21 protein-coding genes are annotated in these 26755 nt (G+C 63.9%); 4 read left to right on the top strand and 17 right to left on the bottom strand.

Going from position 1 to position 26755, the window contains the following annotated elements:
• Nucleotides 1-24: 24 nt before the first annotated feature.
• Nucleotides 25-1581 carry an ABC transporter substrate-binding protein gene (locus tag NUU27_RS06775; RefSeq protein ID WP_257761326.1) on the bottom strand — a complete coding sequence of 519 codons (1557 nt, stop codon included), beginning with the start codon at nt 1579-1581 and terminating at the stop codon, nt 25-27.
• Between the two features lie 46 nt (nt 1582-1627).
• Here NUU27_RS06775 and NUU27_RS06770 point away from each other — a divergent pair, with 46 nt between their 5' ends.
• Nucleotides 1628-2965, top strand: a complete 1338-nt coding sequence (locus NUU27_RS06770; protein WP_257761325.1) for a Zn-dependent hydrolase — start codon at nt 1628-1630, stop codon at nt 2963-2965.
• 1 nt (nt 2966) lies between these two features.
• On the opposite strand, the gene NUU27_RS06765 is transcribed toward NUU27_RS06770, so the two are convergent.
• Nucleotides 2967-3677, bottom strand: coding sequence for a phosphoribosyltransferase (locus NUU27_RS06765; RefSeq protein WP_257761324.1), 711 nt, complete (start codon nt 3675-3677; stop codon nt 2967-2969).
• 198 nt (nt 3678-3875) lie between these two features.
• Between NUU27_RS06765 and NUU27_RS06760 the strand changes: the two genes are divergently transcribed.
• Complete coding sequence (locus tag NUU27_RS06760) at nt 3876-5045, top strand: M20 aminoacylase family protein (RefSeq protein ID WP_257761323.1); 1170 nt, start codon at nt 3876-3878, stop codon at nt 5043-5045.
• 1 nt (nt 5046) lies between these two features.
• Here NUU27_RS06760 and NUU27_RS06755 read toward each other — a convergent pair whose 3' ends face one another.
• From NUU27_RS06755 to NUU27_RS06720, 8 genes are all read right to left on the bottom strand, one after another.
• Nucleotides 5047-6834 (bottom strand): adenine deaminase, encoded by a 1788-nt coding sequence (locus NUU27_RS06755; RefSeq protein WP_257761322.1) that lies wholly within the window; start codon nt 6832-6834, stop codon nt 5047-5049.
• On the bottom strand, nt 6831-7748 hold the full coding sequence (locus NUU27_RS06750) for a nucleoside hydrolase (protein WP_257761321.1): 918 nt from the start codon (nt 7746-7748) through the stop codon (nt 6831-6833). The genes NUU27_RS06755 and NUU27_RS06750 overlap by 4 nt, the downstream gene beginning before the upstream one ends.
• Before the next feature lie 12 nt (nt 7749-7760).
• Nucleotides 7761-8786 carry an ABC transporter ATP-binding protein gene (locus tag NUU27_RS06745; protein WP_257761320.1) on the bottom strand — a complete coding sequence of 342 codons (1026 nt, stop codon included), beginning with the start codon at nt 8784-8786 and terminating at the stop codon, nt 7761-7763.
• The gene (locus tag NUU27_RS06740) at nt 8779-9558 is read right to left on the bottom strand and encodes an ABC transporter permease (RefSeq protein WP_257761319.1); all 780 of its coding nucleotides are present in this window, start codon (nt 9556-9558) and stop codon (nt 8779-8781) included. The genes NUU27_RS06745 and NUU27_RS06740 overlap by 8 nt, the downstream gene beginning before the upstream one ends.
• On the bottom strand, nt 9555-10382 hold the full coding sequence (locus NUU27_RS06735) for an ABC transporter permease (RefSeq protein ID WP_257761318.1): 828 nt from the start codon (nt 10380-10382) through the stop codon (nt 9555-9557). Before NUU27_RS06735 ends, NUU27_RS06740 begins: the two co-directional genes overlap by 4 nt.
• A 74-nt stretch (nt 10383-10456) precedes the next feature.
• Nucleotides 10457-11479, bottom strand: coding sequence for a PotD/PotF family extracellular solute-binding protein (locus NUU27_RS06730; RefSeq protein ID WP_257761317.1), 1023 nt, complete (start codon nt 11477-11479; stop codon nt 10457-10459).
• On the bottom strand, nt 11473-12582 hold the full coding sequence (locus NUU27_RS06725; protein ID WP_257761316.1) for a LacI family DNA-binding transcriptional regulator: 1110 nt from the start codon (nt 12580-12582) through the stop codon (nt 11473-11475). The genes NUU27_RS06730 and NUU27_RS06725 overlap by 7 nt, the downstream gene beginning before the upstream one ends.
• A gap of 249 nt (nt 12583-12831) precedes the next feature.
• Nucleotides 12832-13038, bottom strand: a complete 207-nt coding sequence (locus NUU27_RS06720; protein WP_257761315.1) for a hypothetical protein — start codon at nt 13036-13038, stop codon at nt 12832-12834.
• A gap of 634 nt (nt 13039-13672) precedes the next feature.
• Between NUU27_RS06720 and NUU27_RS06715 the strand changes: the two genes are divergently transcribed.
• Nucleotides 13673-14035 (top strand): hypothetical protein, encoded by a 363-nt coding sequence (locus tag NUU27_RS06715; RefSeq protein WP_257761314.1) that lies wholly within the window; start codon nt 13673-13675, stop codon nt 14033-14035.
• A gap of 59 nt (nt 14036-14094) precedes the next feature.
• Here the strand turns inward: NUU27_RS06715 and cysN are convergent, their stop codons facing one another.
• The 7 genes from cysN to NUU27_RS06680 form a co-directional block, all read right to left on the bottom strand.
• Nucleotides 14095-15990, bottom strand: coding sequence for a sulfate adenylyltransferase subunit CysN (gene cysN, locus NUU27_RS06710; RefSeq protein ID WP_257761313.1), 1896 nt, complete (start codon nt 15988-15990; stop codon nt 14095-14097).
• Nucleotides 15990-16904, bottom strand: a complete 915-nt coding sequence (gene cysD / locus NUU27_RS06705; RefSeq protein ID WP_257761312.1) for a sulfate adenylyltransferase subunit CysD — start codon at nt 16902-16904, stop codon at nt 15990-15992. The genes cysN and cysD overlap by 1 nt, the downstream gene beginning before the upstream one ends.
• A gap of 123 nt (nt 16905-17027) precedes the next feature.
• A complete protein-coding gene (locus NUU27_RS06700; protein ID WP_257761311.1) occupies nt 17028-17942 on the bottom strand; it encodes an NAD-dependent epimerase/dehydratase family protein in 915 nt (304 codons plus the stop codon).
• Nucleotides 17943-18233: 291 nt separating this feature from the next.
• A complete protein-coding gene (locus tag NUU27_RS06695) occupies nt 18234-20027 on the bottom strand; it encodes a hypothetical protein (protein WP_257761310.1) in 1794 nt (597 codons plus the stop codon).
• Between the two features lie 18 nt (nt 20028-20045).
• Entirely contained in the window at nt 20046-21371 is a 1326-nt protein-coding gene (locus NUU27_RS06690) for an HlyD family type I secretion periplasmic adaptor subunit (RefSeq protein ID WP_257761309.1), read from the bottom strand.
• Nucleotides 21368-23017 (bottom strand): type I secretion system permease/ATPase, encoded by a 1650-nt coding sequence (locus NUU27_RS06685; RefSeq protein WP_257761308.1) that lies wholly within the window; start codon nt 23015-23017, stop codon nt 21368-21370. Before NUU27_RS06685 ends, NUU27_RS06690 begins: the two co-directional genes overlap by 4 nt.
• Nucleotides 23018-23265: 248 nt before the next feature.
• Nucleotides 23266-23745 (bottom strand): hypothetical protein, encoded by a 480-nt coding sequence (locus tag NUU27_RS06680; RefSeq protein WP_257761307.1) that lies wholly within the window; start codon nt 23743-23745, stop codon nt 23266-23268.
• Nucleotides 23746-24502: 757 nt separating this feature from the next.
• Between NUU27_RS06680 and NUU27_RS06675 the strand changes: the two genes are divergently transcribed.
• Complete coding sequence (locus tag NUU27_RS06675; protein ID WP_257761306.1) at nt 24503-26590, top strand: polysaccharide pyruvyl transferase family protein; 2088 nt, start codon at nt 24503-24505, stop codon at nt 26588-26590.
• Nucleotides 26591-26755 lie beyond the last annotated feature (165 nt).

Raw genomic sequence — 26755 nt, 5'->3', positions numbered from 1 at the left:
CAAGCCCGGTTTCCCGCCGCGCGCTCACGGTTTCGCCACATCCTGCAGCATCAGGAAGAAGGACGGCTGGAGCTTGAAGTTCTCGACGCCAGCGCCGGTGACTGCGTTCTGCTTCCAGTTCGCCACGAAGACCCATGGGGCATCCTCGTGGACGATCTCCTGCATTTCCTTGTAGAGCGCGGCGCGCTCGTTCTGGTCGGTTGCCGCCCGTGCCTTGCCGAGCAGGTCGTCGACCTTCTCGTTGGCGTAGTAGCCGGAGTTGAAGCCGCCCTGGTCCGGCATGGCTTGCGAACGAAGCGTCAGGAAGGGCAGCGTGTCGGGATCGTTCGTCATCCAGGCCATCTCAGCCATGTCGGCCTTGCCCTCCAGCCCGGGGTTCACCTTGCCGAGAAAGGTGTTCCACTCATAGGTCTCGATCTTGACCTTCATGCCGACGGCTTGCAGGTCGGCCTGGATGGCGGTGCCCATGGCGAGCGGGTCGAGCATGCCGGAACCACCTTCGGTGACGTAGAAGGTCAGTTGCTCGCCGCCGTAGCCGGCGTCGGCGAGAAGCTGCTTGGCCTTCTCGGGGTCGTAAGGATAAGGCTCCAGCGTATCGTTATAGGCCCAGGCGAAGGCCGGGGGCGTCGGGCCCGCCGCAACTTCCGCCGTGCCCTGCAGGATGTTCTCCACCAGCGCCTTCTTGTTGATCGCGTAATTGGCGGCCTGGCGGATTTCCTTCTTGGCGAAGGGCCCCTCCTTGAGGTTGAGGATCAGGAACCAGACATGCGGGCCGGCCTGCTCCTGGACCGTGAAGGCGGCGTCGTCGCGGAACTGCTGCAGGCTGTCCGGCGGCACTTCGACCATCACGTCGAGCCCGCCCGACAGCATCTCGGCGATCCGGGTGTTGGCGTCGGTGATCGGCCTGTAGATCACGGCTTCGAGCGGCGGCGCGCCATCCCAGTAGTCCTCGTTGCGGGTCACCACCAGCTTGGCGTTGGCGTCCCACTCGGCGAACTTGAAGGCGCCTGTGCCGCTCGGGTGGCGGCCGAAGTCCTTGCCGTGTTCCTCGACAGCGGCCGGAGAGACCATCAGGCCGGTCGGATAGGCGAGGTTCGACAGGAAAGGCGCGTAAGGCTCCTTCAGCTTGAATTCCACCGTCAGATCGTCGACCGCGGTCACCTCTTCGACGGAGGAGAAGAAGAAGGCCAGCGGGAACGGACCCGTGTCGTGGAAGGGGTGGTCCTCCTTCAGCATGCGATCGAAGTTGAACTTCACCGCCTCGGCGTTGAATGGCGTGCCGTCGTGAAAGCTGACGCCCTCGCGCAGCTTGAAGGTGTAGGTCTTGCCGTCCTCGGAAATCGTCCAGCTCTCGGCGAGCGAGGGCTCCACCTCCAGCGTCCCGTCCTTGTAGCGGGTCAGGCCGTCATAGACGTTCACCAGGATGCGGAAGTCGTTGACTGCCGTCACGGCGTGCGGATCGAGCGATTTCGGTTCGGCAATCTGTCCGACGACAAGAACATTCGGGGGCGTCTGTGCGAGCGCCGGCGATGCCAGGAGCATCGAAGCGGCTGTGATGGCGGCTGCCAGAAGATTTTTCATTGAAGGTCCTCCGTTCGCGCTCGCCAATTAATTCTGATAATCTTGAATGGTGCAACCTTTTATCATGATCAATTTCCCGACAGCTCCGACGGGGCGTTCGAAATTCCTGCAAGTGCTTGAAATCGAGGCTGAAGACGTGTCCGGACAAAATCCCCGCATCAACTCCGAACGCCTCAAGGCTCTGCTCGACGGCGTCAACGCCTATGGGCACAATTCGCGCACGGGCGGCTTCAACCGCATCGGCTATTCGGAGCCCGACATGGCCGTGCGCGCCTGGTTCGTGGAGCAGATGCGCGGGGACGGCCTGGCGGTCAGCCGCGACGGCGTCGCCAATATTTTCGGCCGCTTCGGACCGGTGCAGGGTCCTTCGATCCTGGTCGGCTCGCATCTCGACACGGTGCCGGAAGGCGGTTCCCTGGACGGGGCCCTGGGCGTCTGCGTCGCGCTCGAATGCGTAAGGGCGATGCGCGAGGCCGGCGTTGAGCCGGCGACCGCCGTCGAGGTGGTAGCGACGGCGGAGGAGGAGGGGCGGTTCGGCGGCATGCTCGGCTCACAGGCAATCGCAGGCGTTCTGACGGCTGAGCAGATCGATGCCGCGGTGGATGCGGATGGCGTGAGGCTTGTCGAGGCGATGCGCGCCCGGGGGCTCGACGCGCGGGACGGGCTGGCGGCCGCCCGGGCGCCGGGTTCGGTGCGCGCCTTTCTCGAACTGCACATCGAGCAGGGGCCGGTGCTCGAGCACGCCGGAATTCCCATCGGCATCGCCCACACGGTGGCCGGCGTCGTCAATCTGTCGGTTCGTCTGGACGGTGTCGCCAACCATTCGGGCACGACCCCGATGCATCTGCGCGCCGATGCCTTCGCCGGCGCGGCGGCCATTGCCCATGCCGTTCCGCAGCTGCTGGAGCGACATGGGGGCGAGAACAGCCGCATCACCATCGGAAAAGTCGATATTCACCCGAACTTCATTCACACCGTGCCGGGGCGCGCCGAATTCGTCGTCAACATCCGCGATACGGACGACCGCAGGATGGCGGCGCTGGCCGGGGCCATGCGTGAGGTCGTCGCGGATGTCGCGGCCGCGCGGGGATTGCGTTGGACGATCGAGGAGCAGAGCCGGATGGCGCCGGTCGAGCTCGACGCGGGCCTGGCTGCGCTGCTGCACGAGGAGGCGGACCGGCTCGGCCTGCAGGTCCTCGACATGCCCTCGGGCGCCGGTCACGATGCGCAGACGATGCAGTCGCTCTGCCCCTCGGCGCTGCTCTTCGTGCCGAGCCGCGGCGGTATCAGCCATGCTCCCGAAGAATGGACGGCCTGGGGGGATATCGAGAAGGGCGCCGCCCTGATGCTCGCCGCCCTCGTGCGCCTGGTCGAGAGGAGCTGACTTAAGTTTCCGGCAGCCAACCGCCCTCGGGCGTGGCAGCCAGGGCAGGGGTCTGAAGTACTCCGACAATGCGGTCCGCCAGTGCGGGATAATCCTCCGCGAGCCTGCTCCGCCAACGCGTCGTCTGCAGCATCGCCGCGCCGATGGCGGCCGGCTCGATGCCGCAGAGTTCCAGGAGCCGCAGGCTGGCGAGGATCGAGCTTCCGCTGCTGATCACGTCGTCGACCAGGAAAACGCGCTTTCCTTCGAGCAGCGGCAGCATGCGCGGATCGACATAGAGGCGCTTTTCCTGCCCGGGGCTGGTCACCGAGCGAAGCGCGACGGAGCGGTCCTCGTCGTACCAGAACTTGCGCGACGTGCTGAGCGGCACATAGCGGCTGTGGCCGAGCGCGCGGGCCAGCTGGGCGGCCAGCGTCAGGCCGAGGGTCGGCAGGCCGACGACGACGTCCGGCCTGAAGGCGGCGGCTTTCGCGGCGAGCCCGGCGGCCAGCGTGTCGACGACGTGGAAGCTTGCCTGGTTGACGATCAGCGAGGCGAGCGCCGTCTTGCCGCCGGAAAGCACCCGGATCGGCAGCGCCAGCTGGCGCCTGTCGGGCAGAGCGGCCGGATAGAAGGTGCGATGTCCGCCTTGCGGCGCGGCGGCATAGGTGCCGGGTGGCACAATCTTCTGCCAGAATGCATGTGGATGGTTCTGGAAATCGGCCTGCATCATTGTTTGCAAAATGCGCTCACGCTAGAATGTGGTTGATTTATTTGGGTTTCCGTTCCCTGACAATGTGCGGTTTCGATCCTAGTGGTCTGACCGAAACAGATGGTACCCATCTGTTTCGGTAAGTCAGCCCGCAAACTATTGATCTAGTGGTGGCAGGCGCATTATCGGGGTTGCAGTGATGATGGAAAGGGCATTTTGATGACGGGTGTGGATGACGTGCGTGAGGACCTGGAATTTCTCATCGCGCTCAGGCGCGACCTGCACGCCCATCCCGAACTCGGATTCGAGGAGGAACGCACCAGCGCCATCGTCGCCGAACACCTTGCCGGGACGGGCATGAAGGTTCATCGCGGGCTTGCCGGCACGGGCGTCGTCGGAACGCTGACGGTCGGCAACGGCACGCGGGCGATCGGCTTGCGCGCCGACATGGACGCGCTCGCCATGCCGGAAACCGCCGAGCGACCCTACAAATCCACTGTGGCCGGCAAGATGCACGCCTGTGGTCATGACGGACACACCACGCTGCTTCTGGGGGCTGCCCGGCGGCTGGCGAAGACACGCAACTTTTCCGGAACGGTTCACTTCATCTTCCAGCCCGCCGAGGAGGGGCGCGGCGGCGCCCGGCGGATGGTGGAGGAGGGCTTCTTCGAGCTCTTCCCCTGCGATGCGGTCTACGGCCTTCACAACATGCCCGGGCTTGCAACGGATGAGATGGCGGTCGTCGCGGGCCCGCAACTGGCCTCGTCCGACAGTTGGCACGTCACCTTCCAGGGCGTCGGCACGCATGGTGCGAAGCCGCATCTGGGCAAGGATCCGGTGACGGCGGGCGGGCATTTCCTGTCGAGCCTGCAGACGATCGTCGGCCGGGTTGTGGATCCCCTTCAGCCGGCGGTGGTCAGTGCCTGTTCCGTGCAGGCCGGCGATCCCAAGGCGCTCAACGTCATTCCCGATTTCGTCGAGATCGGCGGCACGGCGCGCGCCTATGCGCCGCAGGTGCGCGACCAGCTGGAAGAAGAGATCGGGCGGCTCGCACGGGGCGTGGCATCGATGTTCGGCATTACAGCGGATTATCGCTTCGTGCGGCGCATTCCGCCGGTCGTGAACGATCCGGACATCACGGCGCGCGCGCTGAAAGCCGCTCGCGCCGTGTGCGGCGAAAAGGTGCGCACCGAATTTGCGCCGTCGACGGCCGGAGACGATTTTTCCTTCTTTTCGCAGAAAGTGCCGGGGGCCTATGTCTGGCTCGGCAACGGGCCTGCGGTCGACGGTGCTCTGCATCACAACACGGCGTATGATTTCAACGACGATGCCATTTCGACCGGCGTGCGTTTCTGGACGTCCCTGGTCGAGCAGGAACTCGCCGCCTGACTCACCCGAGGATTTTCAGGACGGGTGTCTCCATCACCGTCGGCCGCGCGATGTCGGCAATGCCAAGGTCGGTCTGGTGCGGGCCGGCGTTGCAGGCGAGCGTGGCGCCGAAGCAGGCTTTGAAGACCAGGTAAGGCGGCTGCCAGTCAACGATGCCGTCCATGGCCTCGCGAAGGTCCGTGAACGCCTCGGCGATGTCTGCGAGCGGCGCTTCGGAAACCAGGCCCGACAGGGGCAGTGCCAGGGATGCAATCACCCGGCCGTCGCGGGCGACGGCCATGCCGCCGCCGGCCTCGATCACCCAGTTCGCCGCGACGGCCATGTCTTCCTCGTTGCCGCCGAAGACGGTGACGTTGTGGCTGTCGTGGGAGACGGTGGTGCAGAACGCGCCGCGCCAGCTTCCCCAGCCCGTCAGATATCCGGTGCGCGGAACGGCCGGTGCCAGGCCGTGGCGATGGATCACGCTGATCAGCGTCGCGCCTTCCGGCGGCACCACGAAACCGTCGCGAACGTCGGTCTCGGCCTCGCCCCACTCGGTGAAACGCGGCCGGTGGATGGTCGCCACCTTGACGCGGCGGCCTTCGGAGCGAACCCTGAAATCATCCGGCGAACAGGCTCGGCAGCGGATGGAGTTCTTGAGCGGAGCGGACGAAATGCCTTTGGTGGGCGCGAGCATCCTGCCGCCCTCTGCTGCGAGCGCGCCATTGGCCACCACCAGCGAGGCGTTGAATGCCGAGAGATCCTCGAACAGGGCGAGATCCGCCCGCCGGCCCGCCGCGACGAGGCCCAGATCCGGACGCGCCAGCCGGTGCGAAGCGTTGAGCGTCGCTGCCTGCAGGGCCCAGGCCGCCGGCATGCCGTAGCGCACCAGGCGGCGCACCACGTCGTCGAGCCCGCCGGCGCGCGCCAGATCGTCGGGGAAGACGTCGTCCGTGCAGAGCGTCACGGTGGACGGCAGGTGGCCGAGCCCGTTCAGCGCCGCGACGAACTCCGGCAGGAGGTGATCGTGCGAGCCGCGCAGTTCGATGGTGAGGCCGGCGCCGAGCTTGGCCATGAGATCGTCGGCCGATGTGAGCTCGTGGTCGGACGTGACGCCGGCGGCCATGAAGGCGTTGAGATCGCTTCCCGCGAGGCCGCGCGCATGGCCGAAGACCGGCTTGCCGCTTTCGAGCCCGGCCTGCACCACATCGGAGATGGTGCCGGCCCGGTCGACAACGCCGCGCATGTCCATCACCTCGGCCACCCCGCCGATTCCCGGCTGGGCGAGCATATCGGCAAGTTCGGCGCCGCCGAAGGCAGCGCCGGACTGTTCGAGGCCGGGAGCCGAGGGCACGCAGGAGGGCGCCAGCACGACGACGCGCAATGGCAGGTCGGCGCAGGCATCGAGCGCCCAGGAGACGCCCGCCAGACCGTGCACATTGGCAAATTCATGCGGGTCCCAGACGATCGTCGTCACGCCGCGCGGCAGAACGGCTTCTGCATAGGCGGCCGGCGTGATCATCGAGCTCTCGACGTGCATGTGCATGTCGATCAGGCCGGGTGCCACGATCAGGCCCTCGGCCTCGACGGTCCGGCGGCTGTCGGCACGGGCGGCGGGCGCATGAACGCTGGCGATCAGCCGACCGGTTATGCCGACGTCGCGGGCGCAAAGGGTGCCGGTTGCGGCATCGAAGACCCGGCCGCCGCGGATGAGAAGGTCGAAGGGTGCATCGCCGCGCGCGGCGGCGACCGCCCGGTCGCGCAAGGCGCGGTCGGCAAGGTCGTGGGGTTCGGTGTAGCGCGCGTTCATGGCCTCGCTGCCTTCATCAGCGCGCCGAGCGCCAGTTCGCGGACCCGCCGCGCATCGGCGCGCATGCCCCAGTCGGCATTCGGCACGACATGCGGGCGCTGATCGACGATGGTGCGCCCCCTGGTGTGGGTGCCGGCGAGCTCCATGGTCACATGAACGGGCTCGAAGGCAAAGGCGTCGGGATCGATCACCGCCGCTGCCGCCGTCGGATCATAGAGAGCCATGGCCGGTCGACCACGCGTCAGGGCGATGTCGATATAGGCGCCGAGAAGGTCGGCGAGGATTTTCGCCCTGGGAGAGGTCAGGCCCTCAAGTGGCGCCAGATCGTCCGGGGAGACGAGGACCTGGCGGCAAAGATCGAGGTCGACGACGCGCAAGGGGAGCGCGTTGGCAAGGACGATGGCCACGGCCTCCGGATCCGCATAGGCGTTGAATTCGGCTGAGGCGGTGTGGTTGCCGCGGGTCGCTCCGCCGCCCATCCATGTGATGCAGGCGATGTTGGGTATGAGATCAGGGCGCGCCAGCGCCAGGATGGCGATGTTGGTCAGCGGCCCGAGCGCGAGGATTTCACCGGGCGCCTCAAGCCCCTCCAGCCAGGAGACGAGGGCGGATAGGGCGCCGGAAGGCGCTGCCGGCGGTGCATCGGGCAACGCCTTTCCCCGCGTCGGAATGCCGGTGGGGCCGAGCACGTGGGCGGGCGTTTCGATGCCGCCGAGAATTGCCGTCGTGGCCCCGGCGAAGACCGGGAAGCGCCAGTCGAGCAGCTTGGCCGCGCCGGCCGCATTGCGGCGCACCTGCTCCAGCGGCGCGTTGCCGAAGACCAGCGAGACACCGGCGATCCTGCGCGGCGATGCCGCCACCATCATGATCGCAACGATGTCGTCGAAACCCATATCGGTATCGATCCAGAGCACCGGTCAGCTCTCCTACATCCGCTGCAAGGTTGCGGCATTCTCGGTCGGTAGGTCGAACGAGAGCCGGCTGCCGGGCGCGAAGGCGGGGGCTGCGGCATCCATCTCCGCCTTGATCGGCCCCAACTCGGTCTTCAGCAGATATTCGCGCGTGCCGCCGGCAAACGCCACGCCCAGAACCTCTCCCTCGAAGCGCCCTTCGCCGAGCCGGACCATTTTCGGACGCCAGGCGAGGCCGGACGTTTCGGGCGGCACCGGCACGGACAGGTCGACGGGGCCGTTCTGCGTGTGCAGACGGCCGTTCTCGACGGAAAAGATGTTCTCGAAGCCGACGAAATCGGCCACGAAGCGGGAGACCGGCCTGTTGTAGACGTCCTCCGGGCTGCCAAGCTGCTCGATGCGTCCGTCCTTCATCACCACGATGCGGTCGGCCAGCGCCAACGCCTCGTTCTGATCGTGAGTGACGAACACCATGGTGACGCCGCTTTCGCGCTGCACGCGCTGCAGTTCGGTGCGCATCTCCAGTCGCAAGCGGGCGTCGAGATTGGACAGCGGCTCGTCGAGCAACAGCACCTTGGGCTGCATCACCAGAGACCGGGCGAGCGCCACGCGCTGTTGCTGGCCGCCGGAAAGTTCCGCCGGCTTGCGGTTGTGGAACCGGCTGAGCCCGACGAGGGCGAGACCGTCCCCGACCTGCCTGTTGATCTCGGCGGAAGGCAGCTTTCTGAGGCGCAGGCCGAAGGCGACGTTTTCGAAGACCGAAAGATGCGGGAACAGGGCATAGGACTGGAAGACCAGCCCGACTTCGCGCTTGTTGGCCGGCAAGCGGGTGATGTCCCTGCCGTCCAGCGTGATGGTGCCGGAGGCAGGCTTCAAAAGGCCGGTGATGGCGCGCATGGTGGTGGTCTTGCCGCAACCGGAGGGTCCCAAAAGCGCGATCAACTCGCCCTTGCGGATCGGCAGGTTGAGCCGGTCGACGGCGATGGTCTTGCCATAGGCGAGCGTCAGCTCTTTCAGGTCGAGATAGGCAGGATCAGACATAGCGTGAAAAGCCCAGAAAACGTTCGGCGAGGAAGACGATGGAGATGGACAGGAAGGCGAGCAGCGCCGCCAGCGCGGCGACCGACGGATCGTAGGTGATCTCCATGTACCAGATCATGTCGATGGGCAGCGTGCGCACGCCGGGGCCCGAGAGGAACAGGGAGACGGGAACCTGGTTGAAGCTGGTGACGAAGCCCAGGATGAAGGCGGCCAGTATGCCGCTCTGGATGTTCGGCAGCACGATGCGGAAGAAGGTCGCCAGGCGCGAGGAGCCGAGAAGGACCGCGGCTTCCTCGATGTCGCTGCGCAGATTGTCGAGCGAGGCCGAAACGACACGCACCGCATAGGGCAGGATCAGCGCCGTGTGGGCGATGAACAGGGCCAGCCCGACGCTGACATTAAGCGGAATCACGAGGTATCGCAGCAGCGCCAGGCCGACGATGATGCCGGGGACGATGATGGGCGCCGAGACGACGGTGCGGATCACCTCCCCGAAGGGCAGCCGATAGCGCGAGGCGGCATAGGCCACCGGCACGCCCAGCACCAGCGCCGCGAGCGTGCCGAAGATCGCCAGGAACATGGAGAGAGCGAAGCTCTGGCGGAAGCTTTCCACCGTGAAGACCTTGGCGATCCATTTCAGTGACAGACCCTGCGGGGGAAAGGCCAGCGTCTCGCCGCCGGAAAGCGCCGCCGCGACGATGATCACGAAGGGCCCGATGAGGAACAGAAAGACGACGGCTAAGGTCAGATAGGAATAGAGGCGTGAGGTCATCGCTTGTTCCTCGCTGTGGCCAGCCGCTTGAGCAGCATGTTGGCCGAAAAGCTCATCACCATCAGGATCATCGCGATGATGCTGGCAGAGGCGAAATCGTTGGCGACGGTCACCCGCTGGTAAAGCAGGGTTTCCAGCATCAGCACTTTCGACCCGCCCAGAATGGCGGGGGTGATGTAGGCCGTGAGCGAGCCGGTGAAGACGAGCGTGCCGCCGATGACCAGCCCTTCCCTGGTGAGCGGCAGAATGACCTTGACGAAGACCTGCAGCCAGTTCGCGCCGAGCACGCGCGCCGCCGGCACCGCATCCTTCGGCATGTTTTCCAGCGCGCTGATGAGCGACAGGATCATGAGGGGCAGGAAGAGCTGCAGAAGGCCGATGAAGACGGCCGTTTCAGTGAACAGGAAGCGCAGTGGTTCGTCGGAAAGGCCGAGGCCGACGATCGCCTTGTTGACGATGCCGGTGCGCCCCAGGATGACGATCCAGGCATAGGTGCGCGCCACTGGCGAGATCATCAGCGGCATGACCACGAGACCGATCATCCGTCCGCGCGCGGTCGGCGGAAGGGTGACGATGGCATAGGCCGTCGCATAGCCGATCACCGCCGAAGCGAGGGTTACCAGCGCCCCGAGCTTCAGCGTGCGCCAGAAGACGACGCGGTTGAGTTCGACGTCGAAAAAGCCGGCATAGGACGACAGCGTCCAGCCGTCGGCGGCCCGGAAACCTTCCGACAGAAGGATGCCGACGGGGACGAGAAAGACGACAGCCGCGAAGATGACCGCGGGCATCGCCAGCGCCAGCGCTTCCGTCCGGTTGTGGAACATGGTGGGGAACCCTCGTGTTCACCCGGAAGCCGCACAGGCGGTGCGGCTCCCGGTTCTTGTCTGGGCGGGGCGCTTTATTGGCCGACCTTGGCGTTCCACTCGGACAGCCAGGCCTCGCGATTGTCGAGGATCACGTCCGGCGGCAGGAGCTTGAGGCTCTTCACCGTCTCCGCGCCATAGGTCAGATTTTCGGCGATGTCGTCGGCGACCACCACCTCGGAATTGGCCGGACTGTCGACCAGCGCCTCGGCGAGCTTGGTCTGGATGTCGGTCGAGAGCCAGAAATCCATGAACTGATAGGCAAGATCCTCGTTCTTCGCGCCCTTGGTGAGGATCATCACGTTCATGCCGCCGGTCTGGCCTTCCTTGGGAGTGGCCCAGGCCATGTCCATGTCCATCTTGGAATAGGGGCCCCAGGAGAAGCGGCCGATGGGAGCGGCGAGGATTTCCTCCTGCTGCATCAACTGGGCGACCTGCGAGGAACGCTCGTAGAAGGTGACGACATCGTCCTTGTGCTCGGCGACCTCGTTGATCGGCGCCGCAAGGCTGGCGGCATCATCGCCCATCGCAAGGCCAAGCATGTAGAGCGCGGGCGGGCCCTGATTGGTGGTGACGTTCGGGAAGGCGACGCGGCCCTTCAACCCGTCCTGGAAGAGATCGGCCCAGCTTTCGATCTTCACCTTGTCGGCGCGGTAGGCGATGGAGGTCGCATAGAAAGTGTAGCCAACGCCGAGATGATCGCCGAGCGGATCCTTGGCGATGTCGTAGAGCTTCCCGTAATTGGTCAGCCTGGACACGTCGATCGGCTGGGTGATGCCCTTGCGGGCGGCTGCCAGCGCGTCATGGGTCGACATCACGGCCATGTCGATCTCGGGATCGTCCTTGCGCGCTTCGAGCTTTGCCAGCCGCTCGACGCTGTTGCCGGTCTCGACGACGAGATCGCAACCGCAGATGGCCTCGAACGGGTCGTAGACGATCTGCTTGAACTCGTCCTGGGCAAAGCCATAGACGGAGATGACGAGCTTCTTGTCGGCTGCGTTGGCGGCGCCGGCGAGCGTCACGAGCGCGACGCTGGAGGTTAGGAGGGATTTCAGCATTTGTGATCGGTTCCTTCTCTGGTGTCTTCCAATATCGATCCGTTTGCTTGATTGTCGGCCCGGCGCGGATTGCCGCCTGGCCTCTTGCCTGCGGGAGCCGCCGGGGCGGGCCCACTGGATTGGCGGATGATGAGTTCCATCGGCACGGCGTGTCCGCCCGGCCGGTGCGGCACGCCGTCTTCGCTGTCCCGGCCACCTTCGATCTGGCGGATCAGGTCGGCGATCGCCAGTTCGGCGATCCTGGCCATGTTCATGCGCATGGTCGTCAGCGTCGGCGCGATGACGCCGGCCCAGATCAGGTCGTCGAACCCGGTAACGCTCACATCGCCGGGGATGGAGACGCCGCCGCGCTGCAGCTCCGTCACCGCGCGCAGGGCATGCAGATCGGACACGGCGGCAAAGGCCGTGACGCCTTTGTCGATCAGGCGCAGCAGGCCGAGCTCGGCACCGGGGCCGCGCTTGCGCTCCAATTCGTCGATCCAGAGAAGCTCGACCCGCGCTTGCCGCGGCAATGCCGCCTTGATGCCGCCGATGCGATCGTTCTGGACGTTCGAATCGGAATGCAGGCCGATGATGGCGAAGGAGCGGTGGCCGAGCGCCGACAGGTGCGCGCCGATCTGTGCGCCGCCGTCCCAGTGATCGGCAGAGGCCGTGTTGCCGGGCGTCGAAGGGGAATCGATGACAGCGATGGGATGGCCGATATTGGCGATCCGCGTGCCGTGGCGCGGCACGACCACGATGCCGTCGGCACCGCGCTCGATCAGGCGGTTGATGGCGCGCGTCTGGGCGTCGATCTCGCCGCGGCTGTCGCCGATCAGGACACCATAGCCGGCTGCGGCCGCGGCATTCTCGATCGCCTGGGCGAACTGGGGAAACAGGGGATGCCCGATATCCGCCAGCACGAGCCCCAGCACCTGGCTGCGTCCGGTGCTCAGCGCCCGGCCCGCCAGGCTCGGGATGTAGCCGAGCTCCTTGGCTTTCGCACGGATCACCCGCGCCAACTCTTCAGAGACCCGCCCCTTGCCCGACAGCGCGTTGGAAACCGTGGCGACGGAAACGCCAAGAGCCTTCGCTATGTCGGAAAGGTTGAGACGGGGAGCCATCGCGCCAGAAAAACCACAGATTAAACGTTTAATCAAGTATGCCGCCCCGGCGCATCGATGTCGACTCCCTTTTTTTCCGGTCATGAGAAGTGCGGGCGGAGCGTGCCTTGCCGGTGGGGAAAAACAGGGGTCAGGGCGCGGTAACCGCGCGCCCATCTCTCGTGATCCTGTGAAGATTTTGGCTGCTGTGCCGGAGGCGATATCGGCCGCGTCTGCGCGGCCGAATGAGGGTGGACGCGAAACGCGCGATCAGTCGGGAAACTTGATGCTCGGCATCTCTTCGCTGGCCCGCTCCTGAATGGAGACCAGCCCCATCTGCAGCAGCCGAAGGGCGCGTCTCGCAGCTTTGAGTGCGGTCTCGCCCTGCCTGGTCGCACCCTCCCTTCTCCCCAGTGCGAGCAACGCCTGGTGAAGGGCTTCATAGACCTCGTCGTCTGTCAGCTTACGATAAGACATGGCTGGAATTGTTAGCAGCACAAGCAACAAAACGGAAGCGGGAATTACGCGGCCAGGATGAAGAGCGCAATTAGTTCAACGTTGCTTGATTCACCCTCCGCTCGATCGTTTGTATGCTTGTAGCTGTTGTTCCATCACGGTTTTCTAGAATTGAATGCAAATCAATTATAAAGAGAATCTATTTTACATTAACTCTTATGGTTGCAATGAGTGCGAGCTGTCCGGCCATACGAATCCTGCGCCTTCGCTGCCGGTTTGCGGGATCTGCCGGCAAGGGCGATCGGCCACCTTATGGATCGCACCACCAGGTCTGAGCACCAGCTGCGAGGTCCTGTATGTGATGGACATTACAACTTGCGCATGCGCGCGGAGGATCTTTGCCCGAAGGTAAAATTCCGGTGCTCTGCTTCGCAGGCGGCATGATTTGCAATTCGGCTTTGTTTGCCTGGTGTAATGAATCGTGAAATACTGCGTGTGAATAGTCGGTGGGCCGGCTTCTGGCAGGAGGGGTTTTGTCGTGCTTGGTGGATTGACCGGATTGCTGAGTGGGGCTGGCGCGCTCCTGCGTGGCGCACATGACGCGGCAAACGACGTCGGTGAAAGCGTTTCGCAGGGGGCCACGGAAGGCCGGACCGTGACCGGAAACCTGATAAACGACAATGGGGTGACCGGGGATCTCATCTCCGGTGTCGAGGAAGGCGACCTGACGGGCGGCCTGGCCGATGTCTATGCCGACATCATCGGCCGTGGCGGCGTGATCAACAATCTGGGCGACGGGTACGGCCTCGGCATCGAGACCCTGCTCGGGAACGTGCTTGGCACCGCCGATGAGCTTCTCGGAGCCGCCGACAGCATCGGCAACGGCTTGCTGGACGGCGTTGTCGGCGACGAGAGCCTGCTTGGCGACGTCCTGGGTGAAGGCGGACTGATCGGCGGCGGCCTCCTCGGGTCGGCCGGCGACCTGGACGATCTCCTTGACGGCGGCTTGCTCGGCTAGAGCGCTCATCTCCCCAACACAAAGGGCCCTGCGGCCGCGAGGAGCCATCGTGCGGCGTCTCAAGACACGTGGCGATGTTCTCGCAGGTAGTCGATCACGGCCTGAGCAAGCTCGTCCGGCGTTCGGGAGCCTGCCGCCAGGTGAATTTCCGGAGCCTGCGGGGCCTCGTAGGGGCTATCGATGCCGGTGAAGTTCTGCAGTTCGCCGGCGCGCGCCTTGCGGTAGAGCCCCTTCGGGTCGCGGCGTTCGGCGATTTCGAGCGGTGCATCGACGAAAACCTCGACGAACTCCCCCGGCTCCAGCAGTTCCCGCACCATGCGCCGCTCGGACCGGTAGGGCGAGATGAATGAGCACAGCACGATGAGGCCGGCATCGACGAACAGTTTTGCTGTTTCGCCGATCCGGCGGATGTTTTCCACCCGGTCGGCTTCGGTGAAGCCGAGATCGTGATTGAGACCGTGCCGCACATTGTCTCCATCCAGGAGATAGGTGTGGCGGTTCATCGAGAAGAGCCGTTTTTCGACCAGGTTTGCGATCGTCGACTTGCCGGCGCCGGACAGACCGGTGAACCACAGCACGAACGGGCGTTGCCCGAGGGCCTGGCTGCGGGTTTTCTTGTCGAGGTCGATGGCCTGCCAATGGATGTTCTCCGATCGGCGCAGGGGAAAATTGATCGTTCCCGCGCCGACCGTCTGGTTCGAGAGCCGATCGATGACGATGAAGCCGCCGGTGGCGCGGCTGTCCTTATAGGCGTCGACGGCGATCTGCTCGCCGACCGCCAGGTTCACGAGGCCGATCTCGTTCAGCTCGAACTGCCTGGCAGCGCCAGGTTCCATCGTGTCGACATTGACCCGATGCTTGATGGCGGTGATCGATCCCGTGACCAGCTTGGAGCCGAACTTGAAGAGATAGGAGCGCCCCGGAATCATCGGCGCTTCGTGCATCCAGATCAGGTTGGCGGAGAACTGGTCGGACAGTGCCGGACGCTCGGTCGGCGAGCTGAGCAGGTCGCCGCGCGAAACGTCGACTTCGTCCGCCAGCACGAGCGTCACGGCCTGGCCGGCTGCGGCGGCCGGAAGGTCGCCGTCATGGGTGACGATGCGCGAGACCGTCGTCGTCCTGCCGGACGGGACGACGGTGACGGCATCGCCGGGGCGCACGGAGCCGCTGGCTATGGTGCCGCTGAAGCCGCGGAAGTCCTGATGCGGCCGGTTCACCCATTGGACCGGCATCCTGAACGGACGGTCCCGCTTCGACGACGCGATCTCGATCGACTGAAGCAAGTCCAGAAGCGGCGGCCCGTCATACCAGGCGAGCTTGTCGCTGCGCCGGGTGATGTTGTCGCCGAAGCGGGCCGATACCGGGATCGGTGTCACGGTGGCAAAATTCAGGGCTGCCGCGAAGATACGGTATTCGGAGGCGATCGCTTCGAAGACCTCCTGGGAATAGTCCGTAAGGTCGATCTTGTTGACGGCGAGGATCACATGCCGGATGCCCAGCAAGGAGGCGATGAAGGAGTGGCGGCGTGTCTGGGTCAGCAGGCCCTTGCGCGCATCGACCAGAATGACGGCAAGATCGGCTGTGGAGGCTCCCGTCGCCATGTTGCGCGTGTATTGCTCGTGTCCCGGCGTGTCGGCAACGATGAACTTGCGCTTGGCGGTCGAGAAGTACCGGTAGGCGACATCGATGGTGATCTTCTGTTCCAGCTCGGCTTCGAGGCCATCGACGAGATTGGCGAAATCGATCTCCATGCTAGGGTGCCCCTGGCGGGCGACTTCCTGTCTGAGGGCCGCCAACTGGTCCTCGTAGAGGAGCGCGGCGTCGTAGAGCAGGCGGCCGATCAGTGTCGATTTCCCGTCGTCGACGGAGCCGCATGTGATGAAGCGCAACTGGTCCTTGCTTTCCTGGCGGAAGATGTATTCGGCGAAGGATTGAGCGTCGGGCGCAGGCTTCATCAGAAATAGCCCTCGCGTTTCTTCTTCTCCATCGATGCCGCTTCGTCGAAATCGATCAGGCGTCCCGAGCGCTCGGAGGTCGACACGGTCAGCATTTCCTCGATGATCTCGGGCAGGGTGGTTGCTGCCGACGCCATCGCCGCGGTGAGCGGGTAGCAGCCAAGGGTCCGGAAACGGATCATCTTGAGTTGCGGCGTCTCGCGGTTTGCCAGCGGCAGGCGGTCGTCGTCGACCATGATCAACTGCCCGTCTCTTTCGACCACCGGCCGCTCGGCGGCGAAATAGAGCGGGACGATCTCGATCCCCTCCCTCAGGATGTAGAGCCAGATGTCGAGCTCGGTCCAGTTCGACAGGGGGAAGGCACGGATCGATTCGCCCTTGGATATCCGGGTGTTGTAGAGGTTCCAGAGTTCCGGGCGCTGCCTCTTCGGATCCCAGCCATGGCCCGCGGTGCGAAAGGAGAGGATGCGCTCCTTGGAACGGCTTTTTTCTTCATCGCGGCGCGCGCCCCCCAATGCGGCGTCGAATTCGTGGCGGTCGAGCGCCTGCTTCAGCGCTTCGGTCTTCATCACGCTGGTGTAGAGCGCCGACCCGTTGTTGAACGGGGTAATGTTCCGGCGCAGGCCCTCCTCGTTGGTGTGGACGATGAGCCTCATGCCGGCCTCTTTGGCCGCTCGATCGCGGAACGCGATCATGTCCCGAAACTTCCAGGTCGTGTCCACATGCAGCAGCGGGAAAGGCGGCGGCGAGGGGTGGAATGCCTTCCTGGCCAGGTGCAGCATGACGCACGAATCCTTGCCGACCGAGTACAGCATGACCGGGTTGCGGAACTCGGCGGCAACCTCACGCATGATGTGGATGGACTCCGCCTCCAGCATGTCGAGGCTCGTGAGACCGGCCGCTGTCGTCGTCATCGTGCCATCCTCAAAATCGCGCTAGACCGGTTCATCGTTTCATGGAAACGTTGTTCTGTTCTATCTCATTGTTTTTCCGCATTTATGCGGTCGTCAGGTGATTCCACCTGACTGCAAAACGCTCTAGAGGAAGGAGCCCAGCAATTCGCTGACGCCTTCGTCTATCCCGATCTCGGGCTCCCATTGAAGCAGCTCGCGGGCGCGGGCGATCGACAACACGTTGCTGGGAGCATCGAAACTCCGGCTCTCCGTGTAGCTGACGTCAATCGTCCTTCCCAGGCTCGCCCTGATCGCATCCAGGATCTGGTTGAGGGACGTGCCCCTGCCAGAGCCGACATTGATCTCGGTGCCGTGAGCCGGACAGTCGGCCGCACGGGCCATGGCGCGCGTCACATCGCTGATGTGGATGAAGTCGCGCTCGACCGTCCCGTCCCCCCATATGGTGATGGGGATTCCGTTCGCGGCATTGTAGCAGAAGGTGGTCAGGGCTCCTTGCGCCTTGCGGATGTTCTGGTTCGGGCCGTACGGGTTGCCGATGCGCAGGGACAAGGTGGTGAGCGGCCGGCCTTTCGCAAGGCCGTCATAGAACCGCAGATAGTGTTCGCAGGCGAGCTTCGAGATGCCGTATGCGGTGATGGGCTGCGTCGGGTGGCTCTCGGCGATCGGGGTCGCCCTGGCGTTGCCGTACACCGTGCCGCCCGAGGAACTGAAGACGATGCGTCTCACCTTGGCCTCGATGGCCATTTCGGCGAGTTTCATCGTGCCGATGACGTTTTCCTGGCAGTCCGACAGGGGATTGAGATTCGATTCCCGCGGAAAATTCGTGGCGGCGAGATGGAAGATGGTGTCGACGCCGACCATCGCCTCGCGCAGGAGCTCGGGTTGGAGAAAGCTCCCCGGCCAATGGCTCAATCGCGCATGTGTCGCAGGAGACGCGACGAAATCGACATTGCGGACGCTCCAGCCCTGCGAAAGCAGCCGGTCGATCAGGGCCTTTCCGATGAAGCCGCTGCCCCCCGTTACCAGAGCCAGTCGCATGTCTCCCATCTCCCTCACCTTCCTTGCGCCGGTTGTTGTGATGCCTCCCGCCGGACGCTCTCCCGTCGTATCGGTAAATGCTTCGTTGCCGGAAACAGGAATTCCGCTGCGCATTGCAGCTGAAAGCGATTCGTTCAGCCGGAAAGGTTAGAGTATCGGCTGACGAACCGGAATCGGTTTTCCGCAAGGCGTATGCCGTGTCTGCAGGCCGTTTGATGTCGTTCACGCCATGGAGGCGATGCTTCACCGTCCCTCTTCAAAAGGGACAGTGAAGCTGGAAGGCCTTCACTGTCAGATAAGACCGTGAAGCAGAGAGCCGTTTGACGCGGCGAAGTCGTGATTGTCGGTGCTGTCGGTAATGGACTGCCCGATGAAGCTGATCGTCGGCGTCAGCTGGCTGATCACCCCGTCGGTGAGCTGCAACGCGCCCTCCGCTGCTTCGAATATGTTTGGCCCCTCCAGAGAGACTTCGATCGTCGCGGTCGTGCCGCCGAGCAGCCCGCCGACAAGTCCCCCGACCGTGTCGGTGACGCCATCGAGAACACCGCCGACGACATCGCCGACCGTATCGGTGACGCCGCCGAGCACATCGTCGACCGTGTCGGTGACACCGCCGACGACATCGCCGACTGTATCGGTGACGCCGTCCAGCACATCGTCGACCGTGTCGGTGACACCGCCGACGACATCGCCGACTGTATCGGTGACGCCGCCGACGACATCGCCGACCGTGTCGGTGACGCCGCCGAGCACATCGTCGACCGTGTCGGTGACACCGCCGACGACATCGCCGACCGTGTCGGTGACGCCGCCGACGACATCGCCGACCGCGTCCGTGACGCCGCCGACGACATCGCCGACCGTGTCTGTGACGCCGCCGACGACATCGCCGACCGTGCCGGTGACGCCGCCAAGCACACCGCCGACCGTGCCGGTCACACCGCCGAGTATACCATCGACCGTATCGGTCACACCGCCGAGAACGTCATCGACCACATCCGTCACGCCGCCGACCACATCGGTAACACCGTCGAGGACATCATCGACGACGTCTGTCACGCCGCCGACGACGTCTGTCACGCCGTCAAGGACGTCGCCGACAACATCAGTGACGCCGCCGAGGACATCTTCGACCACATCCGTCACACCATCGACGACGTCGGTCACCCCGTCGAGGACGTCGTCGACCACGTCCGTCACACCACCGACGATGTCTGTGACGCCATCGAGAACGTCGTCGACCACATCCGTGACACCGCCGACGATGTCTGTGACACCGTCGAGGACGTCGTCGACCACATCCGTCACGCCGCCGACGACGTCGGTGACATCATCAAGAACATCCTCGACGACGCCTGTCACCCCGTCGACGACATCTCCGACCGTGTCCGTCACGCCGTCCACAGCATCGGAGGTATCCGGGATGATCGTGCCGACAACCGGAGCACTGTTCGAGCCGCCGGTTCCGGTCGCCAGATCGTCCAGAAGTCCGTTCGAGATCTCCCCGACCTTGCCTGGTCCGTCCGTCTTGTCCGGCCCCAGCGAGAGCGAAGAACCGCTTCCGACGGGCGAACTCGTGCCGAGGCCGGACCCAGAAGCGTCAGTGACCGTGCCCGCGTCGTTGGAGGCATATTGCACGAGCTCGGACAGGCCCTGCGGATGGCCGGGATGTTCGGCGCCGCCCAGTCCGTTCTCCGCCGCGAACGTTTCCATCTGCTGCAGATATTCCTGGATGGCCTGCAGCAATCCGGACAGATCGATGCCGCCCGCTTGCCCCGCATCGGCGTCGAGGGACACCGATGTCCCCAGACCCCCGAAGGAAAGCTGGTTGGCGGCTGCGGCGAGCTGACCGTCCGCATCTGCCGATATTGACACGCGCGCCTCGTCCGTGAGCTGGAACTCACCGAGGCTGAAGTTGGCCGCGTTGAGGGCCGCCATCGCCTGTTCCTGCTGGAGAAGCGTGATGCCGATGCCAATGGCACCCGCGGTCAGTGAGAAGGCCAGGGCGCTGTCCGACTTGGGCGCCGCCGATCTGCCGCTTTCCGATTTTGCCTCGGAGCGTTTCTTGTTGTCTGCGCTCGTCATCCTAGACATTTGAAGTCCTCACTGTTCGCGAAATGCATGTCCAACCTCATCGAGTAGCGGCCCCAACAGATAGGCGGCCAGAGTGCGCGACTTGGTCGTCACGATCACTTCCGCCGGCATTCCCGGCTGAAGCCTGACCCTCAGATCGCTAAGATCATCGGGGTTCAGCCTGGCGCGCAACGCGAAGTAGCTCGCGCCGGAGTTGGGGTCGGTTATCTTGTCTGCCGAGACGCTGATGATTTCGCCTCTGATCTGCGGCCGCTCGTTTCTCGGGATCCCGACGAGCTGCACATCCACTTCCTGACCGGGCTCGACATAGTTGATGTCGGACAGGGGGAGGCGGGCCTCGACGATGATCGGATTGTCGTCCGGCACGATGTCCATCAGCCGCGCTCCGGGCTGGATCACGCCGCCTTCGGTGAACACCGACAGGTCGACGATGGAGCCGCTGACCGGGGATTTGATGGTGGTTCGATTCACGACGTCCTGCGCGGCTTCCAGCTTCGGGATCGCCCCGGCGAGCGCGGACTGTGTCTGGCGGATCTGGTTGGCAAGCGCGGTGATGCGCTCGCGATCCAGCTTCGCCACGGCAAGCTCGGCTTCGCTGATCGCCTGTTTGGCGCCGGCCATGTCGGCAATCCGCGAACCCTTGTCCGCCAGAATCTGCGCCGCCAATCTCTCGAGCTCATGGACGCGGGTCCTTGGAGTGAAGCCGGATTCGAGCAGCTTCCTGGCGCCCTTCAGCTCTTCCTCCAGGGAGGCCTCCTGCGCGGAAAGACCCTGGATCTGCGCCGTCAGCCCGGAGATCTTCTCCCAGAGCTGGGCGACATTGGAAGTCAGCATCCCCTTTTCGGCCTCGTATTGCAGGCCCCGCGCGAGCATCACCGCCCGTTCGTTGGCGATGGCCTCTTCCATTCCGCGCCGTTGCGAATTGGCGTTCGCAAACGCGTCGAGGCATTCAGGGCCCTGATCGTCCCGCTCGCAAACCAGCCTTGCCTGTTCCGCCAGAAGAGCCACGACTTCCGCGTTCGCGATGTCCAGCTTGGCGCGGGCGTCGGTGCCGTCGAGCTCGATGAGCGACTGACCTTGAACCACACGCTGGCCTTCCATGACCAGCAGCCTGGAGATCACGCCGCCATAAGGATGCTCGACCGACTGCCTCCTGGCCTGGACCTGGAGGCTGCCTTCGGCGATCGCCGCGCTGGAAAGCGGCGCGGCATAGCCCCAGATCACGAAGAGGAGGATGAACAGGACGATGGCGCCGGCGCCCCACAGGGCCGGCATCAATGGGTTATCGTAGCGGATGTTGCTGGTGCGGCCGGCGGAGAGGAAGGCAAGCTTCATGCCTGTGCCTCCTCGAAGAGCTTCGAGCCGAACGATTCCGGGGGGCCGAGCTTGTCGATCGCGCCGCCCTTCAGCGTCAGCACCGTGTCGACGACGCGCAGGATCGCCGGCTGATGGGTGATCACCACGACGGCGGTGCCTTGCGCCTTCATGACGAACAGAGCCTCGCTGAGCGCCTTTTCACCGACGATGTCCAGATGCGCGTTGGGCTCATCGAGGACCAGCAGCTTGGGACGTCCCAGGAGAGCCCTTGCCAGGCCGATGCGCTGGCGCTGGCCACCCGAAAGGCCGAGGCCGCCGGGGCCGAGCACGGTGTCATACTGTTTCGGCAGGCTCAGCACCATTTCGTGGATCCCGGCCAGAGTGGTCGCCTGGATGATCTCTTCGACGGACGGGTCTCCGAAGCGGGCGATGTTCTGGCGGACCGTGCCGGCAAACAATCCGACGTCCTGCGGCAGATAGCCGGTTATGCGGCCGAACTCCGTGGGGTCCCAGTGCACGTAGTTGAGCCCGCCGAAGAAGATCTCGCCGTTGGTCGGCTGAAGAGCGCCGATGAGCAGCTTGGCGAGCGTGCTCTTGCCCGAACCGCTCGGCCCCACGACGCCGAGGACCTCGCCTTCTCCGATCTTGAACGAGACATTGTCGAGAATTGGCTTCTTCCTGCCGAGCGCCTGATAGGACAGTTCCTTGACCTCGAGCGCCGTCTGCTTGATCGGCACCACGGTCTTCAGGTCCGTCACCGGGTTTTCCTTGAGAATATCGCGCACCCGCCGGTAGCCCATGCGGGCGGTCACGGCTTGCTTCCAGGCGGCGACCGACTGTTCGACCGGCACCAGCGCCCGCCCCATGATGATGCTCGCGGCGAAGATGGTGGCGGGCATGATTGCATGGTCGAGCGCCAGCCAGGCGCCGGCGCCGAGCATCAGCGACTGCAGCAGGAGCCTGGCGAACCTGATGCCTGCGGACAGGAAGGCGTTGCGATCGCTGGCGAAGGCTTGCCGGCGCAGCATGCCCGCCCGGTTGCCCTGCCAGTGGCTCTCCACCGACGACTGCATTCCCATGGCCCGGATGACATCCGCGTGCTGCATGATGTTTTCAGTGAAGGTGAAGGCACGCCGCGCCGAGTTCTGCGCGTCCTCGATCGGCCTCCGTGTGAGGAATTCGTTCAGAAAGGCCAGTCCCATCAACACCGCGGCGCCGATGGTCGCGACGATCCCCAGGACGGGATGGATCAGATACAGGAGGCCGAGATAGATCGGGATCCAGGGGATGTCGAAGGCGAAGTAGATTCCAGGCCCCGTGATGAAGGTCCTGAATTCGTCGAGCTCTCGAAGCGGCTGGGCACCCAGCGAATATCCCTGTCTCGACGACTTTTGGACCAGCGCGGAAAACAGGCGGCCGGAAAGCTTCTGATCCAGTATAATTCCGCATCTGATCAGGATTTGCGCGCGGGCGGCATCGAGCGCTGCCATCACGAGCAGGGCGATGACCAGAATCAGCGTCAGCAAGGCGAGGGTGGGAATGCTCTCGCTGATCAGGACACGGTTGTAGACCTGCATCAGGTAAAGCGGAGAGCTGAGGTAAAGAAGATTGATGGCGCTCGAGAAGATGCCAACAATAATAAAATGAAGTCGCAACGACTTCAATGCAATGCTTATCTCGTGATCGACCCGCTTCTCTGTGGAGCGGGAGATTGACGTCGCGTCAGCCATAAACATCGGATTTCCTCGACGTCACATTCATGAATTCCGACATTCTGTTTGCGGAAGCCCAATCTTTCAAGCACTGAGTGCATTGTCTACCAAGTTCTCCGGCAGCATAGAGACCATCGACGGGAGCATTGGCAAGTCCAAATACTCCGGGGGGCAAGCCCCCCGGAGTGGAATCGACTGCGTCAGCCGAGCAGGCCGCCGTCGCCGAGGACGCCGCCCAGAAGGCCGTCGTCACCGAGCACGCCGCCGAGCAGGCCACCGCCGAGCAGGCCGTCGCCGCCAAGGACGCCGCCCAGAAGGCCGTCGTCACCGAGCACGCCGCCGAGCAGACCGTCGTCGCCGAGGACGCCGCCCAGAAGGCCATCGCCACCGAGCAGGCCGTCGAGCAGATTGTCGCTGCCGCCATCGGCCGAGCCGAGCAGGCCGTCGGCGAGACCCAGCACGCTGCCGAGCGCACCCTCGATGCCCAAGCCATGGCCCTGGGCGAGGTTGTTGATCGCACCGCCGGGGCCGACGATGTTGCCGTATGCGTTGGCGATGCCACCGATCAGGTCGCCTTCGCTAACTCCGGTGATGAGGTCGCCGAGCAGACCACTCTCGTTGATAAGGTTTCCAGTCGTCGTGCGACCGTCGGTGGAGCCGGGTGAAACGGTTTCGGCCAAACTATTTACGGTTGCATGTACGTTCTGAAGAAGAGGACCGACAGTGCCGCCGACCGTTGACAATAGACCACCAATCATAAGGATCTCCTCGTTTGATAATGTCGCCCCCGTCTGGATATTGGACGAGGGACGAATATGATTACAGGCTCGAAGAAAGGTTCGCAACCATTGATAAGCAAAACTTGTGCTATTTCTGTTGTCATAAAAAGTAAGAATTGATTAGATTGATAGGATTTTCTGTTTCGTCTGTTTTATTCGGGTGGACGCGTTTATTTTTTCTTGTTTATATTATTTTGACGGTAGTGCGATTTCGTTTACAGGAATCCTACGTTGTCTATGTCATCGAGTGGCGGTTTCTGTCGCAATACCGGCCCTGTTTCTGCGCGACGCCGGCATAACGGAGGTCCGAGCGATAGCCGGCGCGATGCCGATCGCAATGCCGGCTAAGCGTGCGGTGATGATCGGAGCCGGGCGGCTGGCATATCAACTTTCGGTAGGGTAGATTTAGACCGAGTGCCAACCCCGTGCGTCGGGGTCCTGTTCCGATATTCCCAAGGTTAGAAGCAGTGTGATGAATAACGCAGCGGAGAAAGCAAGAGCCGTTGACCACATCAAACGCGTCGCAATCGTCAATTTCACCGGAACGCGCAGGAACTGGGGATGTCAGGCCACAAGTTGGGAGTTGTTGAAGTTTATAAACTCGTCTTTCGGTGCAGATAAACTTCCGCTCATCTCTCTTATACCACTTCTGCCGAGAATGGAGCTGGACAGGGAGTGGGAGAAGGAGCACCTCGACAGGATCTATGAATCGATCCTCTCGGTCTGCGCGCTGGGTGCGGACAATGCCGGCAGCGCGGCACCCGCGGCTTACCTGGAAAAGCTTTGCGTGGAGCGGTGCGGGCGATATGCGCAGCAGGTGAAGGACGCCGACCTCGTCATCTTTCAGGCAGAAGGCACGATGGCGGGAACGGATTTCCTGCGTGGAGCGCGCCTCCTCCTCTTGCCCTTCGTCGCGAAGCACATGTGGAGGAAACCGGTTTACTCCCTGAACCAGACGATATTCGCTGGAGACGACCGGTTCTCGGAAGTCCTCGCCGCGGCCTACAACAGCCTCGATTTCGTTGCGGTGCGGGAGAACATATCCGTGAGCGCGGCGCGGCAGATCGGCATCCGGTCCGTGTTTCACATTCCAGACACGGCGTTCCTGACGCGGCCGGCGCCCGATCCCCGCCTTCCGGACTTGTCGCGCAGCAGGCACTTCATGGTCTCCGGATCGGCCTATTTCTCGCCCGAGATCCATGAGCAGATCTTTTCCGCCGCGACGCGAATCAAGTCGGAGACGGGGTTGGTCCCGGTCATCGCCGCCTCGACCGAGGCGGACGAAAAGCTCGAGCGGCTGGCCGCGCAATATTGGGAGCCTTCCTCGTATGAGGTGATTCCCCCGACCGTCAGCTATTCGGCCGTGGCGTCCGCGATGGACAAATGCCGGTTCCTTTTGAGCGGGCGCTACCACATGAACATCATGGCCGCGAGCGCCAACCTGCCGGTCATACAGGTTCGCGGCAATTCCTATAAGAACGAAGGCCTGGCGGCGATGCTCGGCGACCGGTTTCCGGTGCGCGATCCGGCCGACACGGACGGGATCGCCGGGCAGGCGGCCGGCATCCTCGACGGCGCCTCGCAAATGCGCAAGGACCTGTCCTCTTCGCTCGCGACGATCCTGCGCTCGATCGGCGATGCGTCCGCCTGGCTTGAGGCGGCGTTTGCCGGCCGGGCCGGGCCCTATCCCGCATCGTTCCTCGTCCCGCCGGGAAACGAGATCGACGCCGCCGCCCATATGGAGCCCTATCTCAGCAACTCGATCGAGAATGTGAGGGCATTCGCCTATCAGCCGAACAGCAAAGATCCGCTCGGCCCTCGCCCCACGGGCTCCAGCATGCTGCCTCCGCTATACGCCTCCTATCGCGGAGGAGACGAGCGCGCCCTGCCGGCGATCCGGCAGATCGTTCGAAGCTATCCCGATGCGCTCGCCGAGGTGGCCGACGAGGGCATGCGGCTTGAATTGTCGGAATTATGCGCCGACACACCCGTGCGGCTCGCTGCCGAACCGCGGGCGGGAGCCACCTATGGTGTCGAGATCATCGATCGGCTGCTGCACTCGACCTTCGCCGACATGAAGAGCAGAACCGTCGAGGGGGCGGACAAGACATATTCCTACGGACGCTCGAAAGATCTGTCGGTGCACATCCTGTCGATCAGGAACGAGTTTGTAGGGGCACCGGAACTGTGCCTCTATCACGCGATCCTCGTCGTTCTCATCCGCCGGAACATCAACCTGGAGGAAAACGTCCTCCGTTTCAGGGATCTGTGGGACAGGGAAGGGGCGTTCCTGTGCGAAAGGCTCGACAGCCGGTGGCTCGTTTCCGCGTGCGACACGATCATCGACCACGGGCGCGACACCGGCGAACGCGCGCTGGCCATGTCCGCTACGCTGTTCACCAACACGGTGAAGCTCTACGAGACCGAACGCTGGGCGACCGCCGCGGCGGCGGATGCGGCCCCCTACCGGGAGATCTCGGAACGGGTGCCTTTGCATGACGGGCTGTCCGCCTTTGCCATCGGGCGGGGGGACATGATCAAGAATCTCGAGCATCGCCTGCTGAGCTTTGCCGACGAAGATTCGGCCGCCTTCCTCATTCTCAGGGAGTTGTTTTCCCGAGCTGGCAGGTTCGATACCGTTTTCAGGCGCTTCGCATCGGTGAGCGAGGCCGGGGACGAGGCTTCGAGCCTGTCGCGTTTGCTCGGCTATGTGAGCAGACCCTTGCGAAAGCGCGGCGTCCGGTAAACCGAGGGGCATCAAAACGCTCCGCCCGATTTCCGGCCGGAGCCTCAGGCGTTGAAAGGCCAACCTGTCGTCTTCGCGACCAACCGGGTTTGCCCGTCCTTTTCACCGCGGTGCTGCAAGCTTCGTCTGCCGATTCGGCCCTTCGATCAGCACAGATCAATGTTC

It is taken from the genome of Nitratireductor sp. ZSWI3, assembly GCF_024655565.1.
Taxonomy (GTDB): Bacteria; Pseudomonadota; Alphaproteobacteria; order Rhizobiales; family Rhizobiaceae; genus Nitratireductor.
This window is presented reverse-complemented; position numbering and strand designations above follow the sequence as displayed.

Excerpts from the sequence above, each read along its gene's own strand:
- NUU27_RS06775 (WP_257761326.1), bottom strand. The coding sequence starts at position 1,581 with ATGAAAAATCTTCTGGCAGCCGCCATCACAGCCGCTTCGATGCTCCTG.
- NUU27_RS06770 (WP_257761325.1), top strand. The coding sequence starts at position 1,628 with ATGGTGCAACCTTTTATCATGATCAATTTCCCGACAGCTCCGACGGGG.
- NUU27_RS06765 (WP_257761324.1), bottom strand. The coding sequence starts at position 3,677 with ATGATGCAGGCCGATTTCCAGAACCATCCACATGCATTCTGGCAGAAG.
- NUU27_RS06760 (WP_257761323.1), top strand. The coding sequence starts at position 3,876 with ATGACGGGTGTGGATGACGTGCGTGAGGACCTGGAATTTCTCATCGCG.
- NUU27_RS06755 (WP_257761322.1), bottom strand. The coding sequence starts at position 6,834 with ATGAACGCGCGCTACACCGAACCCCACGACCTTGCCGACCGCGCCTTG.
- NUU27_RS06745 (WP_257761320.1), bottom strand. The coding sequence starts at position 8,786 with ATGTCTGATCCTGCCTATCTCGACCTGAAAGAGCTGACGCTCGCCTAT.
- NUU27_RS06740 (WP_257761319.1), bottom strand. The coding sequence starts at position 9,558 with ATGACCTCACGCCTCTATTCCTATCTGACCTTAGCCGTCGTCTTTCTG.
- NUU27_RS06735 (WP_257761318.1), bottom strand. The coding sequence starts at position 10,382 with ATGTTCCACAACCGGACGGAAGCGCTGGCGCTGGCGATGCCCGCGGTC.
- NUU27_RS06730 (WP_257761317.1), bottom strand. The coding sequence starts at position 11,479 with ATGCTGAAATCCCTCCTAACCTCCAGCGTCGCGCTCGTGACGCTCGCC.
- NUU27_RS06725 (WP_257761316.1), bottom strand. The coding sequence starts at position 12,582 with ATGGCTCCCCGTCTCAACCTTTCCGACATAGCGAAGGCTCTTGGCGTT.
- NUU27_RS06720 (WP_257761315.1), bottom strand. The coding sequence starts at position 13,038 with ATGTCTTATCGTAAGCTGACAGACGACGAGGTCTATGAAGCCCTTCAC.
- cysN (WP_257761313.1), bottom strand. The coding sequence starts at position 15,990 with ATGAAGCCTGCGCCCGACGCTCAATCCTTCGCCGAATACATCTTCCGC.
- cysD (WP_257761312.1), bottom strand. The coding sequence starts at position 16,904 with ATGACGACGACAGCGGCCGGTCTCACGAGCCTCGACATGCTGGAGGCG.
- NUU27_RS06700 (WP_257761311.1), bottom strand. The coding sequence starts at position 17,942 with ATGCGACTGGCTCTGGTAACGGGGGGCAGCGGCTTCATCGGAAAGGCC.
- NUU27_RS06695 (WP_257761310.1), bottom strand. The coding sequence starts at position 20,027 with ATGACGAGCGCAGACAACAAGAAACGCTCCGAGGCAAAATCGGAAAGC.
- NUU27_RS06690 (WP_257761309.1), bottom strand. The coding sequence starts at position 21,371 with ATGAAGCTTGCCTTCCTCTCCGCCGGCCGCACCAGCAACATCCGCTAC.
- NUU27_RS06675 (WP_257761306.1), top strand. The coding sequence starts at position 24,503 with ATGGAGCTGGACAGGGAGTGGGAGAAGGAGCACCTCGACAGGATCTAT.